16 protein-coding genes are annotated in these 17,821 nt (G+C 43.2%); 15 read left to right on the forward strand and 1 reads right to left on the reverse strand.

The features are described from left to right. Positions 1 to 160: 160 nt before the first annotated feature. The 15 genes from MR764_RS10430 to MR764_RS10500 all read left to right on the forward strand — a co-directional run bounded on the left by MR764_RS10430 (position 161) and on the right by MR764_RS10500 (position 15,717). Positions 161 to 1,093 (forward strand): PAS domain S-box protein, encoded by a 933-nt coding sequence (locus MR764_RS10430; RefSeq protein WP_247979357.1) that lies wholly within the window; start codon positions 161 to 163, stop codon positions 1,091 to 1,093. Further along, positions 1,071 to 2,267, forward strand: a complete 1,197-nt coding sequence (locus MR764_RS10435) for a SpoIIE family protein phosphatase (RefSeq protein WP_247979358.1) — start codon at positions 1,071 to 1,073, stop codon at positions 2,265 to 2,267. The genes MR764_RS10430 and MR764_RS10435 overlap by 23 nt, the downstream gene beginning before the upstream one ends. Positions 2,268 to 2,677: 410 nt before the next feature. Next, positions 2,678 to 3,658, forward strand: a complete 981-nt coding sequence (locus MR764_RS10440) for a hypothetical protein (protein WP_247979359.1) — start codon at positions 2,678 to 2,680, stop codon at positions 3,656 to 3,658. A gap of 186 nt (positions 3,659 to 3,844) precedes the next feature. Then, a complete protein-coding gene (locus MR764_RS10445) occupies positions 3,845 to 4,594 on the forward strand; it encodes a hypothetical protein (protein WP_247979360.1) in 750 nt (249 codons plus the stop codon). A 55-nt stretch (positions 4,595 to 4,649) separates the two neighbouring features. Next, on the forward strand, positions 4,650 to 5,519 hold the full coding sequence (locus MR764_RS10450) for a universal stress protein (protein ID WP_247979361.1): 870 nt from the start codon (positions 4,650 to 4,652) through the stop codon (positions 5,517 to 5,519). A 271-nt stretch (positions 5,520 to 5,790) separates the two neighbouring features. Next, entirely contained in the window at positions 5,791 to 7,563 is a 1,773-nt protein-coding gene (locus MR764_RS10455) for a V-type ATP synthase subunit A (protein ID WP_247979362.1), read from the forward strand. Beyond that, entirely contained in the window at positions 7,560 to 8,864 is a 1,305-nt protein-coding gene (locus MR764_RS10460) for a V-type ATP synthase subunit B (protein ID WP_247979363.1), read from the forward strand. Before MR764_RS10455 ends, MR764_RS10460 begins: the two co-directional genes overlap by 4 nt. A 19-nt stretch (positions 8,865 to 8,883) precedes the next feature. Further along, positions 8,884 to 9,489, forward strand: coding sequence for a hypothetical protein (locus MR764_RS10465; protein ID WP_247979364.1), 606 nt, complete (start codon positions 8,884 to 8,886; stop codon positions 9,487 to 9,489). Positions 9,490 to 9,500: 11 nt separating this feature from the next. Then, positions 9,501 to 9,989 carry a DUF2764 family protein gene (locus tag MR764_RS10470; protein ID WP_247979365.1) on the forward strand — a complete coding sequence of 163 codons (489 nt, stop codon included), beginning with the start codon at positions 9,501 to 9,503 and terminating at the stop codon, positions 9,987 to 9,989. Continuing rightward, positions 9,989 to 10,597, forward strand: coding sequence for a V-type ATP synthase subunit D (locus tag MR764_RS10475; RefSeq protein WP_247979366.1), 609 nt, complete (start codon positions 9,989 to 9,991; stop codon positions 10,595 to 10,597). The genes MR764_RS10470 and MR764_RS10475 overlap by 1 nt, the downstream gene beginning before the upstream one ends. Next, positions 10,594 to 12,429: a V-type ATPase 116kDa subunit family protein gene (locus MR764_RS10480; protein WP_247979367.1), complete on the forward strand. Its 1,836-nt coding sequence runs from the start codon at positions 10,594 to 10,596 to the stop codon at positions 12,427 to 12,429. The genes MR764_RS10475 and MR764_RS10480 overlap by 4 nt, the downstream gene beginning before the upstream one ends. Positions 12,430 to 12,451: 22 nt before the next feature. Next, on the forward strand, positions 12,452 to 12,925 hold the full coding sequence (locus tag MR764_RS10485) for a hypothetical protein (protein ID WP_247979368.1): 474 nt from the start codon (positions 12,452 to 12,454) through the stop codon (positions 12,923 to 12,925). Between the two features lie 161 nt (positions 12,926 to 13,086). Further along, complete coding sequence (locus tag MR764_RS10490; protein WP_247979369.1) at positions 13,087 to 14,325, forward strand: histidine kinase; 1,239 nt, start codon at positions 13,087 to 13,089, stop codon at positions 14,323 to 14,325. Between the two features lie 9 nt (positions 14,326 to 14,334). Beyond that, the gene (locus MR764_RS10495) at positions 14,335 to 14,988 is read left to right on the forward strand and encodes a response regulator transcription factor (RefSeq protein WP_247979370.1); all 654 of its coding nucleotides are present in this window, start codon (positions 14,335 to 14,337) and stop codon (positions 14,986 to 14,988) included. A 120-nt stretch (positions 14,989 to 15,108) separates the two neighbouring features. Next, complete coding sequence (locus MR764_RS10500; protein WP_247979371.1) at positions 15,109 to 15,717, forward strand: hypothetical protein; 609 nt, start codon at positions 15,109 to 15,111, stop codon at positions 15,715 to 15,717. Between the two features lie 5 nt (positions 15,718 to 15,722). Here the strand turns inward: MR764_RS10500 and MR764_RS10505 are convergent, their stop codons facing one another. Continuing rightward, a complete protein-coding gene (locus tag MR764_RS10505) occupies positions 15,723 to 17,714 on the reverse strand; it encodes an OmpA family protein (RefSeq protein ID WP_247979372.1) in 1,992 nt (663 codons plus the stop codon). Positions 17,715 to 17,821: the final 107 nt, after the last annotated feature.

Raw genomic sequence — 17,821 nt, forward strand, 5'->3', positions numbered from 1 at the left:
AAACAAGATACCATTAAAATTAAAAGCTATAAAAGAACAGACCGTTTCAAAGCTAGCTTTGAAACGGTCTGTGAATCTATTAACTTAGTCCAATAATCTGTAACGCTTATTTAGGACTAGTCAAATTTTCAACGGAGAAAAAATCAGACAGACAACGACCATGATTTACGATAAAAAATCCTTCCTCGCCGGAAACATTGAAAATCCGGAGATTCATCAAAAAATTATCGATGCGCTTCCCGTGCCCATCTTTTACCGCGACACCAACGGTGTTTACCAGATGTGCAATGCGGCGCACGAAAGCTTCACGGGTAAAATGAAAGTCGATATAATCGGGAAATCGGTGTATGAAGTTCATTCGAAAGACATGGCCGATATGTATTCGCACCAGGATAATGAACTGATCAACAATCCCGACGTACAGATTTACAACGCCGAGGTAAAACAAAGCGACGGAAGCAAACATCATGTGATTATCAATAAAGCTGTTATTCGGGACAACGACGGAAAAATTGTTGGCATTGTCGGATCAATCAACGATGTCACCGAATTGAAAAAAACGCAGCAACGCCTGGAAAAAGCCCAGGAATCGATGGAAGTATCGTCTCAAATGATCCATAAAATTTCGGCCGGAATTGTAATGGTCGACCGCGACCTGAAAATTGTGGATTCCAACGAAAGTTTTGCCAGGTTGATGGGCTCAGAAACCACAGAACTATACGAAACCATCCCCGGGCTAAAGGGCGCCAAGGTACATGGGCTGATACCTGAGGTAGTGTATAAAATGATTACCAACATGCTGTCGTCGGGGGAAGAAAAGGTGGAGCGCGACTTGAAATTTCACAACAAACTGCTGCATGTTTCTGTACTTACCTTGTATAAAAATCATGTGGTGGGGGCTGTTTTCCGCGACATGTCGGCACCCATGCTGGTGCAGGACGAAATCATCAACCGCGCCCGCCGCATCAATAAAAAAAGCATAGAAACCGTGCAAAAAGTCGCTTTTCTGTTGGGAGAGAATGCTGCCGAGACCGAAGAATTATTGAATTCGATTATTGAAACTTACCGCTATGGAGACGAGGACAATGCCTGATTTCCATGTTGAAATAGATGTACAGCAACTACGCCCGCGTGGAGAAACGGCTTGCGGCGATGTTTTCCAGTCGAGTATTATTCGCGAAGAAGGACGAACGATCCTGGTTTTGAGCGATGGAATAGGCCACGGGATCAAAGCGAGCGTACTTGCCACGCTTACCGCTACCATGGCGCTCAAATACGCCCAGCTTCACACCAAGCCTGAAATTGCTGCACGCATTATTATGGAAACCCTTCCAAAGGGCACGGAAAAAGAAAGTTATGCCACCTTTACCATTATTGAACTGGAAGATGATGGAAAAGTGAGGATCGTAAATTACGATAATCCGCCGGTTTTGATCATCCGAAACGGCAACCCGATGCAGCCACGCGAATATGAACTTGATATCCGCGGAGCCGAAAACACTGGGAAACGTTTGATTTGTCGTGAGTTTATTGCCCGAAAAGAAGACCGCATCCTGTTTATGTCGGATGGAGTTCCGCAGTCGGGGCTCGGTGGCGAGCGTTATCCCATGGGCTGGGGAATGGAGCTGGTGGAAGATTTTGTTCTCAAACAGATAAGCCGGATGTCCGGTATTTCGGCGACCAAACTGGCACGAAAAATCGTGAACCAGGCCAGTGTAAACGACAATTTCTCGGTAAAAGATGACACAACCTGCGGCGTGATGTATTTTCGCGAACCCCGAAAATTTATGCTGATCACCGGTCCGCCTTTTTATAAAATCAAAGACTACGATTTTGTGGGAAGAATCCGGGGTTTTGCAGGCAAAAAAATTATATGTGGCGGCACCACCGCAGAAATCATTGCCCGCGAACTCAACCTTTCGGTGGAAATTCAGCATGGGAATAAAAACATTGACACGCTGCCTCCCAGCGCCACCATGGAAGGTTTTGAAATGGTGACCGAGGGAATTCTCACTCTGGGCAAAGTGGAAGAGATACTCGAAAATTACAACAGCGATACCCGGCTGGAAGACACCCCGCCCGAGGAAGTGGTAAAACTGCTGCTCCAGCACGATAGTATCGATATTATTGTCGGGACCCGTATTAACTGGGCCCACCAGGACCCGGAGCAACCCATTGAACTGGAGTTACGCAAGTTTGTTATTAAACGGATTGCAAAAATCCTTATCCACAAATTCTTTAAGAAAGTAAAGATCGAGTATGTATAACAACACAGGATGGATCGGCCTGAGAGAAGCTCCTTCATAAGCTCCTGAATGAAAATGATTTAACCACTAGGGCTGTGATTTAACCTTGACATTGCTGGATCTTGCAATAATCTTATTAGGAACCTATTCTCACAAAAAGCAGTTTTATTGAAAAACAGTTTTCAATATGAAATTAATCATTTATTACTTAACATATTTATCATACTATTAAAATTCAATACTAAAATAAATATACTCAGTTTTTGGAACAATCAAACCACCTTGCAGCCACAGTGTTCATAGCCCATTCTCTGGCACAAAGCCATACGGTCAGAATACCCCAAAGAAAGTAACAAAGGATATAGTTGTAAATCCATTGTCTTCAAAATCTTTTTAAACACGAACTGAAACTTGAACTTAAACACAAAAAAATGAAAAAAATAGTATCAATTGTCCTCTTATCATTGAGTTTATTTACCGTTCAGGGCAACGAACCTGAGGAGAAACGTCAAATAAAACTTATCAGATATGATAATCTTTCAAAAGAACTCGATTATTCCAACACCATCTGTGATACGCTTATAGCTGGTTCGGACACCATTTTACTTGACGAGTCGCCATTGATGCAAAAAATACAGCTCACTAAAACAAACACCGATGCTTACTTAAACAGGAAAAATATTTACAATTGCTCGCGTGGATTTATTGCAAAATGGGTAATAATCGACGAAAAGCTGTACCTAACCGGAATACAGTTTCTTTCTTCTGATGTTGAAAAACAAATAAAAGAACAGATAAAACTACCTCGTCATAAAAACCTCCTGGCCGATTGGGTAAATGGCGATATTAGAGGAGGGTCAGATGCCGTTAAAACGAATTATGGATATGCTTTCAAAAATGAATTTATCTTCACATTTTCTTCAGGGTCTAAAACATCTGAGGCAATTAGGCGAATTCCTTATGGAGCACTTGAAAATAACCAAAAACTGAGTCTTTTTTTTAAGAAAAACAGCGAGACATTACTCTCCACCTTGCTTTCTAGGATCGATTCACTAATTACCGGCTACGCCACCCAAAATGATACAAGTCGATTTCACGGTACGATAAATATTTATTCCTCAATGGTAGGAGTCTCATACCTAGCGCTTCGGAATAGTCAGTCAAGAATCGAGTTAGGTGGGTTCATTCGTGACAAGACATTGGAAGCAATTGGTCTTATCGCTAAAATGAATTTTGTAAATCTCTTCCCGGCAAAAAGTTTTTATCCTCGCTTCTTAAGAGACGGCATAATCTACATGCCTTATGATATAGAGTACACCTATAATCTTGACAGGCAAATCATCAATACACAACTAATCTACCAAGTACCACAACAATTAGAAAACGAATTTATCCATCCTATAGCAAAATAATATGAATTGATAATAGATAGGCCTCTACTGACGAAGCGGATCGCCACTGTTTTCAAACAAATGTGCAATAAATTAGGAATAATCCTACCTTTTTATAGGGTTTCTCCTACCCCGAAGTAGGTTTTCGCCTGTAGCACTCCTCTTTTTCGAAACCTAATTTTGTTCACGAACAAAATAGGAATAAGAATGAGTGCAAGGTATAGAAACAATCAATCTTCGATATTAATACTGGCCGATTTTTCGGATGGGAGTTGGCACGCTACTTCTTTTGCAATGCGGTTTCTCTACAAAGAAAATGCTCCGGTTACCCTTTTACAAACCTATCAAAATCCGGGCTGGGGACATTTAATGATGCGAAAACTTAGCCCTCACTTAAAGAAAATCACCAAAAACGAACTCAGTGCGCTAAAAACCAGACTGTTAAAATATTTCAGAATTGAAAGACAAAAAGTAAATACGCTCTCGATTGAAGGGGAGCTGAATTCTGTTCTCAATTTCAAACCCATTATTAACGGGAGGCACAACCTGGTTTTGTCTACCCACAATTCGTTTGATGATTCGTGCAAAAGACAAAACGGATGTTTGGAGAAAATCATCGATACAGCCCAAAATCCTTTGTTTATTCTGCCCCAAACGTTTGAAGGTGAAACATCGAAAAAGATACTGTTTGTAGGAAATCCCTCCAAAAAACCGTCGGAGCAACTAAGCAATGAGGTTCGTGAAATATGCGAAAAAACACAATCGAATCTGGAGATACTCTTTGTTGTTAAATCTCAGGAACAAAAAGTAAGCGAGGAACTACAAACTTACTACCGCAAATACTACGAAGGAATTGATGTTTCCATCAGTACCATTCAGCATAAAACAAAATGTAAAGGGATTAACGCCTACCTGGACAATTCGAACAGAGATTTAATTGTGATTGAAAACGATTAATGTGGGGGGTAACGATTCTTACAAAAAGTATAAATAACGATTAAACAGACAAGGCATGGAACAGAAAGCATATAGTATTTTGGCACTTATTTCCCCCAATAAAGAAGGCGAAACAGTATTAAAAGAAGCGCTGTATTTGCAAAGCACACTCGAGGTAAAGCTTGTTATTTTGAATGTTTTAAAAGAGCCTGGTTTTTTTGAAAGGAATTTTCAGGCACAGGAAATAGAAGCAGCCGAAGAAAAGGCAAAAAAAGAGCTGACAAGTTTTGTTGAAAATGTACTTGGAAATCAACTACCCGACGATATTGTTATTTCAGCGCGGGCCGGGAATCCGGTGGATGTTCTGCTGGAAAAATCGAAAAGCGACAGTCTTGAATTTATATTGATCGACAAAAGCGACAGTGATTATCCGGGAGCTTTGACAAAAGATGAAATTGACAGACTGATTAGCCTGTCGACGTGTCCGGTCTTAACCGTAAACAAAGATTTTGGTGTACCTGCCATAAAAAATATCGCCATTCCGATCGACATTACCCAATCAACAAAAAAACGATTGTTGTGGGCCACTTTTCTGGCCAAAAAGCACAAGGCAAAAATTACAATTTTATCGGCGCTAAAAGCCAACATCAACGAAAAGAAAAGCCTGGCTTTAAAAAACGCACAAAAAATTAAACATCTGTTGTGGGATCATGATATTGAATGTGATATCAAAATACTCAAAGTCTACGACCAGGATGCACACGAGGTAATTCTAAAATACATAAAGGAAGAAAAGCCGGAGTTAATAATCATCCGTACACATCAGGAATCTATTTTTTCGAATACCAACATCGGAAAATTTGCTTCAGAGATTGTACATGGCAGTAAGCTACCCGTGTTTGCAGTGAACTACACCCCAAATCCCATTGACTCACTTTTTCTTTGATCCTTACAACGTAATCCGTTAATAGCTCATGAAAACAACAATTATAGTTTCCAGATTAATAAAAGGGATCAGTCCTGTTTCATTTGTGTCCAAGAAAATGAGCGTTCCAATGTGTATCTCACATTTCATTTACATGGCTCAATGTATTCGATGGAAGCACCTTTCATTACACTATGCTTTATTAAAATAGTTATCCACAACTGTTAACGATTACTCCATTTTTAATAAATATTTCAATCTAAGAAATTTTAGACTTTCAATACAGAACAACATGAATAATAATACAACAAGAACAGGCAAGCTTATATCCATCCAGGATTCGTTGGTAAAAGCCCGGTTTTACGGTAACGTAATAATGGGTGAAACGGCCAATGTAATTGTGGATGGAAAATCGTTGCAAGCCGAAGTGTTACAGATTATTCCTGATCCCAAAAATGCGGATGCGGGGATTGTTGAAATGCAGGTGTTTGAAGATTTAACCAGCGCCATGATTGGCGATCTGGTTGAGTTTACAGGAAAACCCCTATCCGTGCTTCTGGGGCCCGGATTATTAACCAGCATTTGGGATGGACTGCAAAATCCCTTGTACAAGTTAGCCGAACAAAATGCTTACCTGGTGCCCGGGATGAAAGCGCCCGCACTTGACGATCAAAAATTGTGGGATTTTACCCCGTCGGTGGCCGTTGGCGACAGCGTAACTGGTGGCGATACCATCGGTACGGTTCCGGAAGGAAGATTGAAGCACCGAATTTTGGTTCCGTTCAATTTTGGCCCATGCAAAATTGAAAGCATCATCGAAAAAAGCGCTGTAAATATTACCGAAAAGGTTGCTGTTATTGTCGACAGTCAAAACATAAAACACGAGCTGAAACTGGCTTTCCGCTGGGCGGTGAAATCGCCGATTCCGTTTAAAGAACGCGCCATCCCGAGCCAAACCATTTCAACCGGCGTGCGCGTAATCGACTTGCTGGCACCTGTTAGTTATGGCGGAACGGTTGGAAACCCCGGTCCTTTTGGCGCCGGAAAAACAGTTTTGCAGCACTCGCTGTGTAAATATGCTTTAGCCGATATTATTATTATGGCAGCCTGCGGCGAACGTGCCGGCGAGGCGGTGGAAGTGTTTAAGGATTTTGCCGAATTGGAAGATCCGTCAACCGGCGATTCGCTGATGAACCGGATGTGTATTTTCGGAAATACCAGTTCGATGCCAGTTGCTGCGCGCGAAGCAAGTGTGTTTATTGCACTAACGGTTGGCGAATATTACCGCTACCAGGGCTACAACGTGGTGCTTTTGGCCGACTCCACTTCGCGCTGGGCACAGGCGCTGCGCGAGCGTAGTGGTCGCCAGGGCGATATTCCCGGACCCGAGGCTTTCCCAATGGATATTCCCGATCAGATTAAAGGGATGTACCAACGCGCCGGTGCCGACCACGGAACAGGCGGTTCCTTAACTTTTATAGGAACGGTATCGCCGGCAGGTGGTAACTTCCAGGAGCCGGTAACGCAGGCAACCATGGATGCCACCGGTGGTTTCTGGGGCCTGTCGCAAGACCGTGCCGATGCAAAAAAATACCCGGCCATCGATCCGCTGGTGTACACGTCGTCGGTTTACGACAGCTTTATTTCGTGGACCGACCGCAATAAAATGCTGCAAACGCTTAACGACGCAAACGGTATCGATCAAACCATCAGCACCATTGGGTTGAAAAAAGTTCCGGTTGAAAAGTATGTTTTGTACCAAAAAGGCTTGACCATCGATTTCTGTGTGATGCAGCAAAACGCTTTCCACAAACTGGATGCCTGTACCCGCCCCGAGCGCCTGATTGTGATTAACGAGGCCGTGCAAAAACTGATTGACAGTACAATCAATTTTGCCGGAGAAGATATGGAAGATGAAGAGGTAAAAGAACTGGTAAAAGCCAGATTCGATGAACTGCGCCAGTGGTGGAAAGACTGGAACACCAGCGCCCAGAGCTTGGATGAAATGGCCGTTCTTCCACAAAAAATAGAACAATTTATTTTACAAGAAGAGTACGCACTATGATACGAAAAGAAATAAACAGAATAAGCGAAGTTGGTAAGGCACTGATTTCGGTTGAAGGAAATCCCGGCGTGGCGCTCAACCACGTGGTAGAGCTGCTGGAGGCCGGAACCAACCAAAGCCTTTCGTTTGCCAAAGCGATTAATATTACCGAAGACTCCACACGTTTCCAGGTGTTTAACGGAACACAGGGTTTGAGTACGCAAACCAAAATACGCATGCACGAGGTTCCGCTTACTGCAGGATTTTCGTACAACATGCTGGGTCGCAGTTTCGATGGAATTGGCAACGTTGCCGACGGTGGCCCTGAAATTATTTTCGAGAAACAAATTTCAACACGATTGGATACCTTAAATCCAACGGTGCGTTTGGTTCCCAAGCAACCGCTATGGACAGGTATTCCGATGATCGATGTGTTTAATACACTGGTAAAATCGCAAAAGATTCCAATTTTTGCCGGTCCTACCGAGCCTTACAATCGTCTGCTTTCGCAGATTGCACAGGGCGCACAGGCCGACGTGATTATTTTCGCAGGTATCGGGCTGAAATTCGACGAGTACCATTACTTTAAAGAGCAGTTGTCGCAATCGGGAAATATCGATAAAACGATCATGTTTACCCACCTTGCCGGCGACTCTCAGATTAAAGGTTTAATGTTGCCCGATGTGGCTTTAAGTGTTTCGCGCGAATTTGCCGATCAGGGAAAAGATGTGCTGGTGCTGCTGACCGACATGACCAACTGGTCGAATATTTTGCGTAACGTAGCCAACTACCAGGACCAGATTCCTTCGTTGCAGGGCTATCCCGGCTCCTTGTATTCCGAGCTGGCCAAACGTTACGAGGTGGCTGCCGACATTGAAGGCGCCGGTTCAATTACGATTATCGGGGCAACCACGCTGGAATCGCTGGAAGATCCGGTGCCCGACAATACCGGTTACATTACCGAAGGACAGTTTTTCCTCGATAATGGCAAGCTGAAACTGGCCCGTTCGTTATCGCGCTTAAAACAACAGGTAAACGGCGATACCCGCAACGATCACCGCCCGATTATGACTGCCATGGCCTCGTTGCTGGCCGATGCTGAAAAAGCTTACGAGGCAGCTGAAGTTGGTGCCGCAAACGATACATTCTCGCAAAAACTGCTGCGGTACCGCGAAGATTTCATTGCTAACATGGAGGAACCGTTTGGAGAACCTATTGAGCTGGAAGCTGCATTGGACAAATGCTGGGATATTTTAAAGCGTCATTTTGAGCCAACCGAAACGGGGTTGAGTAAAAAACTGATCGGGCAATATTGGAATTAACCACTAATCTGAAAAAGAGATGAATCAAAATAGAGAAAATCTGGAAGGAATTGTTTCCAAACTAAAAGAACAGGGAATAAATGCCGGAGAACAGGAAAAACAACGCATCATTGAAAGCGCAAAGCAGGAAGCCGAAAAACTGATTGCCGAGGCAAAAGCTACCAGCAAATCGATAGTTGAAGAGGCCGAAGCAAAAGCTGCTCAAACTGAAAAAAATGCACAGAAAGCTATTGCACAGGCATCGCGCGACATGGTGGAAGCCACAAAAATTTCGCTTTTAAACCACCTGAAAAAGGTGTTTGGGAAAGAATGCAAAACCTTATTCCGCCAGGAAGAATACCTGAAAGAACTGTTGAAAGTGGTGATTGAATCGATTTCTGGGAAAAAATCGATTAAAGTACCGCCGGAGTTACAAAAGGAAATGGAAGCCTTTTTGATACAAGAAGCCCTTCAGGAAGAAGTAACCTTGCAACCGCTTTCGGCAAGCAAAGCAAAAATAAAAGTAAAATCGACCGATAAAGACGGGATCAGCTTTGTGGTGAGCTCAAAAGAAATTGAGACCGGCCTGTTTTCGTTGCTGAATAAAGATTTGGTGGATCGTATCACTAAAAATCGGGAGGATTAAATATGTCAAACATGGTTTATCTTATGACCAGTTTGCCATCGTTGTCCTTTGATCAGGTACCGCCGATTACAATTGATGAATTTAACGATGAAGCCAAAAGCCAGCTGTCTGCGCGACATTTCAGGCTGCTGGAGTCGGTTGATATTCAGCAATTGAATACCGAAGTTGGGAAAAAAAGTATTGCCTCTTTCTTACAAACCATAAAAGAAGATTTGGCTGAAGTTCGGAAAGCCAAAGTGCAAAACCGTCAGGCGCAACCTGTGCGTTTGCCCAAATCGGCACTTGTGGGAAACCCGCTCGAACGCGAAATTAAAATTTTGCAGTGGCAGTGGCAGGAACTTCTCGACATGGAGGCAGGAAAAACATTTACGCTCACCGAAGTTTTGGTGTACAAACTAAAACTACAAATTGTAAGCAGGCTGCATTCGTTTAACCAGAAAGAAGGCGCCAAAGTGCTGGCATCGATGGTAAATCCGGCAAAAAACAAGGAGGACAATTAATGGCAGGTATAAAAATAAAATATACAAAAACCGAACGAGCCCGTCAGAAAAAAATTCTGAAGGTGTCGGAAAGGATGCTGCCCTTGTTTGAAGCGATGGAAAAGTCGTTAATGGCAACCATAAACACCATCGCCGAACGGATTGAACAGATTCGTGAAGAGATTGAAAAAAACCGCTTGGCAGCAGAACCATGGACCGCCGTAATGAGCGACTCGTGGATAAACATCGGTGAATTTATTTCGGTGAATAAGATTATTACCAAAACGGTTGATGTGGCCGGTGTTCGCGTTCAGCAATACGTAAATGTTGATTTTAACGTGATGCCCATTCACGAAGACACTCCTTTGTGGGTTGACGATGCCATTGAACTGATGCAGGAACAGCTGCAATTGCTCGCCGAAATCGACTGTCTGAAAGAGCAAATCAATCTTTTGGAAGAAGAATTACTGGATGTGCGGGCGCGTGTAAAACTGTTTGAAAACCGGCGGATTCCGAATGCAAAACTGGCTATTCGTAAGATTGGACAAAAGTTACAGGACGACGAACGCCTGACCATTGCAACCGCAAAGGTGGTAAAAACAAGCAAACAAAAGGAGGGCAAACTATGATAGCAGAAATGAAAAAGCTGATGCTGTTTATGCCCGACTCGGCTTCGGATATCGATGCCGAGCTAACTGCTTTGGGTGAACTTGGCGTGATCCATATTGCTCCGCTTCAGGCCGCGAAACACGAATCGATTGAACGGGTTGATGCGCGCATAAAGCAGCTGCAACAAGCCGTTGCCGTGCTCGATCGCTACGATGGCGAAAAGTACACCGGTGCCGGCGATGACGAAATTCCGGATTACTCCACACTCGAACGCGGGGCGGTTTTTCTGATGGAAAAGGTACTCGATGCCGAACACCATCGCCAGGAACTGGAAAACATAAAACTCAACCTGGCCGGCGATATCCAATGGTACGAACAATGGGGAAATATCTCCTTGCACGATATTAAAACACTCAACCAAAAAGGAATATGGCTAAAACCTTACTTACTCGACGACAAGTCGTTAAAACAAATTGCCAATCGTGACGACGTTCAGCATGTCGGGAAATTAAACGAATTGAACCAGGTAATTTTCCTGGCAAAGGCTGCCGACGAAAGACTGCTGGATTTTCAGGAGCTTTCCTTTCCGCAGAATGAGCTGGAAAACGCCAGGGATTTATTGGCGGCAACCAACTCCAACCTGGAGACGAACCAGCAGTTTTTAATCCGTTTACACGAGCAAAAAGCTGTTTTGCACGAAGGATTGAAAGAACGCCTGCGTCGTTTTAATGTGCGGAATGTGCAGTTTGGCGGGTTGTCGGTGGATAAGCACGTGCGTTTCTGGAAAGGTTTTATTCCGCTCGACTATGTCGACAAGTTTATCGAAACGGCTGACAAACGCCACTGGGGTTACATTATTGAAGATCCGCTGCCCGAAGAAATGGAAGAGGTCCCGACCCTGGTGCGTACGCCCAAATGGGCACAACGTATTCAGCCGGTAATGGATTTTATGGGCCTTGTTCCGGGCTACCAGGAAATGGATGTTTCCCGCGTATTCATGGTATTTTTTACCTTTTTTACAGGGATTCTTGTGGGCGATGCCGGCTACGGACTCGTGTTTTTACTGCTGACCTTTTTGGTGCACCGGAAGAAAAAATTCGCCAAACACATTGAGTTTGGCTTGATTTATACCCTCTCGGTTTCCATTATGTTTTGGGGTGTGCTCACCGGAACCTATTTTGGCTCCGAAGCCATTGCCGAATTGCCGGTACTGCGTAGTTTAAAAATTGAAGCGCTGGCCAGTTTTGGCGGCGACAGTCTGATGGTACAAAAACTCATGTTTTTAATTGGAGCGGTACACCTTACCGTTGGCCATCTACAAGTGGCATGGAAATTTAGTAACAGTGTAAGAGCTCTGGCCCAATTGGGTTGGGTCGCCATTATCTGGGGATTGTTCCTTATTGTAACCCAAATGGTGCTGGGAATTGAAGCCCCGCAGTTAATGCCCTGGCTGTTTGTTGGAGGCGCCGCGTTTGTTGCCTTGTTCTCCAAACCGGGAACAAGCTTGTTTAAAGGCATGCTTTCGTCTATCGGAAATTTGCCGCTAAGCATCATCAACGGTTTTTCCGACATTATTTCGTACATCCGGCTTTACGCGGTTGGTTTGTCAACCGTATTAATGGCAGCAAGTTTTAACCAAATGGCCATTGGCGATGGGATTACCACGGTAGTTTCCGGAATTGGCGCCGTGCTGGTGTTAATTTTAGGACACGGACTAAATATGATTCTGGCGGCAATGGCCGTGCTGGTTCATGGCGTGCGTTTAAATATGCTTGAATACGCCGGACATGCCAATGTTGAATTTTCGGGAAATGAATACAAACCCTTCGATTTGAAGGAAAATAAACAATAAAAATTTTTAAAACAGTATAAAAATGACTTTGACAACAATTTTAGCAACAACAGTTACAGGCTTTGGCGGACATGCCATTGCACTCGGAATCGCAGGTGTAGGTTCGGCAATTGGAACCGGTATTGCAGGCATGGGAGCTCTGGGGCTTTGGAAACAATCAATCAGAGACAAGAAAAAACTTCCTTCGCTGGCACTGGCAATGGTAGGTATGCCTTTAAGCCAGGTAATTTACGGGATGATTTTTATGAATTCGATGATTGGCGCTAACCTTAGCCCCGACAGTTATCCCAACCAAATGATCTGGGCGTTTTTTGTGGGCATCGCCATAGCAGCCTCTGCCATTATGCAGGGAAAAGTGGGTGCCGCTGCTTGTGCCAACCTTGCGGTTGACGACAAACAAGGCTCGGGTATGTACATCGCCGCTATGGGTATCATCGAAACGGTTGCACTTCTTGCCATGGTATTTGGGATGGGAGGCATTCCGAGCGCTTCATAAGCCGCGTTGAACTAAAAAAATACTCCCCCGCTGGTTTTCGGCGGGGGATTTTTAATTTTGGCTGACCATTTTACTTTCTTCGAAATCGTTTAAAACCGAGCACAGCTTGTATCTAATTACAATTGAATATCTTTAGCAAAAGAAATCAGTGGAATTACAAAATGAGTCTAAAAATTGTTTTCAGAGGGAAAGTATTATTGGCAATCGTAATTTTTACTACAGTTACCTGTACCGGTATTATTTACACCTCCATAAAAAGTTTAAAACTCGACCGTGAACACATTTTGCTTCTGCAACTTTCTAAAAACATCGACCTCGAAATATCGCATAGCCGAATCGCTTTAAACGATTACTTTCTGTTTAACGATTCTTCAAAAAACACAACAGTCTTACCATTCTTTACAAACACCAATCAGTCGATTGCCTCGCTCGATTCGCTTCTCGAAACAAAATATCAAGGCAATTCCGAATTTGATCTTCAGAAATCGCTTGAGCAGGTTGCCAGCCAGGTAAATGCGTTACAGCGGAAGATTATAGCAGTGTTTCAGAAAAATACCAGCCTTTACGACGTTGCCGTTTTAACACATTACCGGCAGTTTCAGGTGGCTTATCAAGAATTAGACAAAAAAATTGCCCAATACATCCTGCACGAAAATATTAAATTTAAACAACGGGTGGCTGCGCTTGTGCTTCTAACTTTTTTCCTGCTTTTATTTTGTATACTACTGATATATCGGATAATAAATTCATATAATGCCATCGAAAAGCTACAGGCTCTCCGGGTTCTTGAAGTGGAATACAAAGAACGTAAACGAATAGCAGCCGATTTACATGATGGACTGGGATCGATTTTGTCGAGCATTGCTCTTTTTATCAAATTAATCGAAAAAGATTGCAGCGATAAAGCCGAAAACAAAAGCCTGCTTCAGGTGAAAGAGCTATCGGGAATCGCTTTAGAAAACCTTGAAGCTACTATCAACAACCTAAATCCATCCATTTTAAATAAATACGGCTTAATAAAATCGCTGGAAATAATATGCGATAAAATAAATGATATTGGAAAAGTTACCTGTACGGTAAACTCTGCAAATTCGGAGATGAAACTGGATCCCAATATGGAACTAAACATTTACCGCATTTGTAATGAATTAATTAACAACACGCTGAAACACGCCGACGCATCTAAGTTATACCTCGACATTCAACAAATTAAAAAGACAGTAACCATTCTCTATCGGGATAACGGGAAAGGATTTAATCCTGATCTTATTTATACATCCGACGAAGAGAAAATGGGACTACGCAATATTATCAATCGTATAGAGTCGTTTGGCGGCAAATACGAGATCAACAGCGGAGAAGGCAAGGGTGTTGAGATTATTCTAAGTTTCAATATTTAAGGCACTACCATGAAAAAAACAACCATAATTATTGTTGACGACCATAAAATATTCCGGGTTGGGTTAATGATGCTGTTAAGCAATTTCGATTTTGTATCCGTAATGGGAGAAGCATCGAATGGAGAGGAGTTTTTGGAACTGATTGACAAAGAAGCGCCCGATATTGTTTTGATGGACATTAATATGCCCAAAATGAACGGCATTGAAGCCACCAAACAGGCATTGAAAAAGTATCCTGATCTAAAAATAATTGCGCTAACTTCTTTTGCCGACGACGAATACATCGAACAAATGCTATCGGCCGGGGTGGAAGGTTACATGCTAAAACGCTCTGACATTGAAGACTTTGAAAAGGCGATAAAAAAAGTGGCAGCAGGTGGAAGTTTCTTTTCTGCCGAAATTATAAAAGTGATCTCCCGCAATCTGAATAAAGACAAAGAGCGTAAAACCGGAGAGCAAATACTTGCCAGGTTTACCTCTCGCGAAAAAGAAATTTTAAACCTGATTTGTAATGGGCTAAACAACGAGCAAATTGCCGAATTAATCCACTTAAGTCCGAAAACGGTGGAGAAACATAAAAGCAACTTATTCCAAAAAACAGAGACCTTTAACACCGTTAACCTCGTTATTTATGCGTTTAAAAATCAACTTATTTCGCTCTAACCAAAGCTGAATTACCCGCAGGCACACTCCCTTTCAGGCACTTAGAATGAACATGATTTAACAGGAAGCTCTGGGATTTAACATTCATATTCCCGAACTTTGTTGTAATCAGTTCAGGCTATGAAGAAACTTTTTACCATACTATTGCTTTTCAATTGCCTGACATTGGCAGCGCAGCATGAAAAGTTCCTCGTACAAGGGAAAATAGTAGACGAAACCGGAGAATCGCTGCCCGATGTGTACATCATCAACTTAAGTACCCATGAAAGGGACATCAGCCGCGATAACGGAATTTTTGCCCTGTGGGTCTCCCCTTCCGATTCATTGTTGTTTTCCCACATTTCATTTTACCGAAAGGTGCTGAAAGTGTCTTCAATTATGATCAATCCGATCGTAAAAATGGAATCAGAGCAGATCGGGATGAAAGAAATTGTGGTGAGCCCAAACCGAAAAACAGATATGGACCGGGCAAAGGAAAATATGTCGTTTTTAAATGAATATGAAGTTCCACCCTTCGAGAAAATCAGGCCCGACGAAAACAATCCGGTGACCATCATAATGACTCAAAACAACCAAACACTGCGTGTTGAGGCAGCTTCGGTTAGTCTCTTTCGGTTTTCACCATCCGACGTTATGGGAAAAATGATTCTTCGCTCCAAAAACAAACGGGCAAGTGATTATGATTATACCCGAAAAGTGAAGCACCCCGAAGAAAATAAGACAAAATAAACCCTCTAACGTTCCGGTTCTGCATCAAATTTCTCGATAAAATCAGTCGATAATACCCTGAATTCAGTACGACGGTTGAGTGCCTTTGCAATTTCCTGTTGCTGCGAAGTCAGCTGATTGATAAATGCTTCTGTCAGCTCATCGCCTCTTTTCAGAAAATCATATTGATCTGCAATTTTACGGGTAATCGTTTTCGGCCAGGTCTCGCCATAACCTTTTGCCACCAAACGCTGCGGATTGATTCCCTTTTCAATCAGGTAATCGACCACACTTTGTGCACGTTTCTGCGACAGATCGAAGTTAAACTGATCGCTGCCCACATGGTCGGTATGTGCCATCAACTCAATGGTAATCGTTGGGTTGAACACCAGAATTTCGACCAGGCTGTCCAACGCTACTTTGGAGTTTTCCATCAGTTCCCAGCTTCCAAATTCGTAATTGATGTTGTCAATTTTAATCGGAGAGTCGGTGGCAGTCAAATACATTTCAAACCTGAAATCCTTACTTTCTTCCAGGCCCACCGTATTGGCGGCAGCTTTGTCACGTAAATAACCGTCTTTAAAAGCAGCAAAAATATATTCGGTATCGGGTTTCAGTTTCATTTTGAAATTACCGTTACGCGCCCGTACTTTCAGGTTGGTTCCATCGGTACCGATCACACGAACGGTAGCCCCGTCAAGCCGTGCCTTTGTTTCCTTATCAAAAATATCGGCTTCTACTTCGTAGATTTTCGGCGGCACCATAAACGAATAAATATCGTCGCCGCGCGAACCTTTACGGTTCGAGGTAAACATTCCCTTGTTTTCGCCCGTTACAAACGAAATTCCAAAGTCATCACCGCTCGAGTTCATAGGTGATCCCATATTATCGACAATCCAAATGTCATCTTCGTTTTTGGAGGCTACATACAAATCGAGCCCCCCCATGCCAATATGACCATTCGAAGCAAAATACAATTCTCCGTTGTCGCGTATAAACGGAAACATTTCGTCGCCGGCAGTATTGATCACCGATCCCATGTTAACAGGTTTTCCGTATGAACCGCCTTCTGCTTTGGCCATCCAAATGTCTTTTCCGCCTTGTCCGCCGGGCATATCAGAAACAAAATACAGCACCGATCCATCGGCGCTTAAGGAAGGATGTGCTGCGATGATACTATCACCAACCACATCTAGTTTAATGGGTTCCGACCACGATCCTCTTGACTGCGAAGTGGAATACAATTCGGTTCCCATTGCCTGCGATTTGTCGTAGCGACAGCGCGTAAATATCATTTGTTCTCCCGACGAATTCAGGGTTGCAGCGCCTTCTTCATCGCCGGTATTAATCGCCAGTGTTTCATCGAGCAATTTGGGCTGTTGCCATTTTTGCCGTTGCACGCTAAAATTTGCCCGAAACAAATCGGCATATTTTTGACCGTGAATCATGCTCTCCTTCTTTCCGGTAGCTGCTTTACGTGTAGAAGTAAAAATCACTTCGTTATCGCGCCCGCCAACAAACACGGGAGCGAAATCGCTTTCAGGCGAATTAATTTCCTTGATCGGATTAATGATATGGCGCGTTGGATAGGCCACCCATTCCTGGGTTTTCCGCATTGCTTCCAATCCATCGAGTGCACGCCTGTCTCCCGGAACCGAATCAAGATAGGTACGATAGGTTTCGGTCGCTTCCTCAAAATCTTGAGTTATCCGCAGCATTTCGGCATAACGTAACAACGCTTCGTTATCGGGGTACCCTAACCGGATCGCAAATTTGTAGTTCTGAGCAGCATATTCGTACTGACCGATTGCCCGGTAACTTTCTGCAATATTATAAGCATACTCTATACGTTTGGCCCGGCTTTTTTCCTTTTTCCGTGCCTTTTTATACAGTTCAATGGCTTTGTAATATTCGCCTATATCCTGCGACAACAGGGCATCACGGCCATACCGTGCCGACCCGCATCCGCTTACAATAAGTATTACCAGAGAAAGTACTGCTAATCGAATTTGCTTCATGCCCAGTTCTATTTCGGGAAGTAAAAGTAAATGTTTTTTTTAAACAGCTGTTAGGATAACGTGCGTTTAGCCGTTTAAGTATTTGACAATCTTCCATTGAACAAAAA

Origin of the sequence: Maribellus sp. YY47, from assembly GCF_023111095.1 — a bacterium.
In the GTDB taxonomy this organism is placed as follows: Bacteria; Bacteroidota; Bacteroidia; order Bacteroidales; family Prolixibacteraceae; genus Draconibacterium.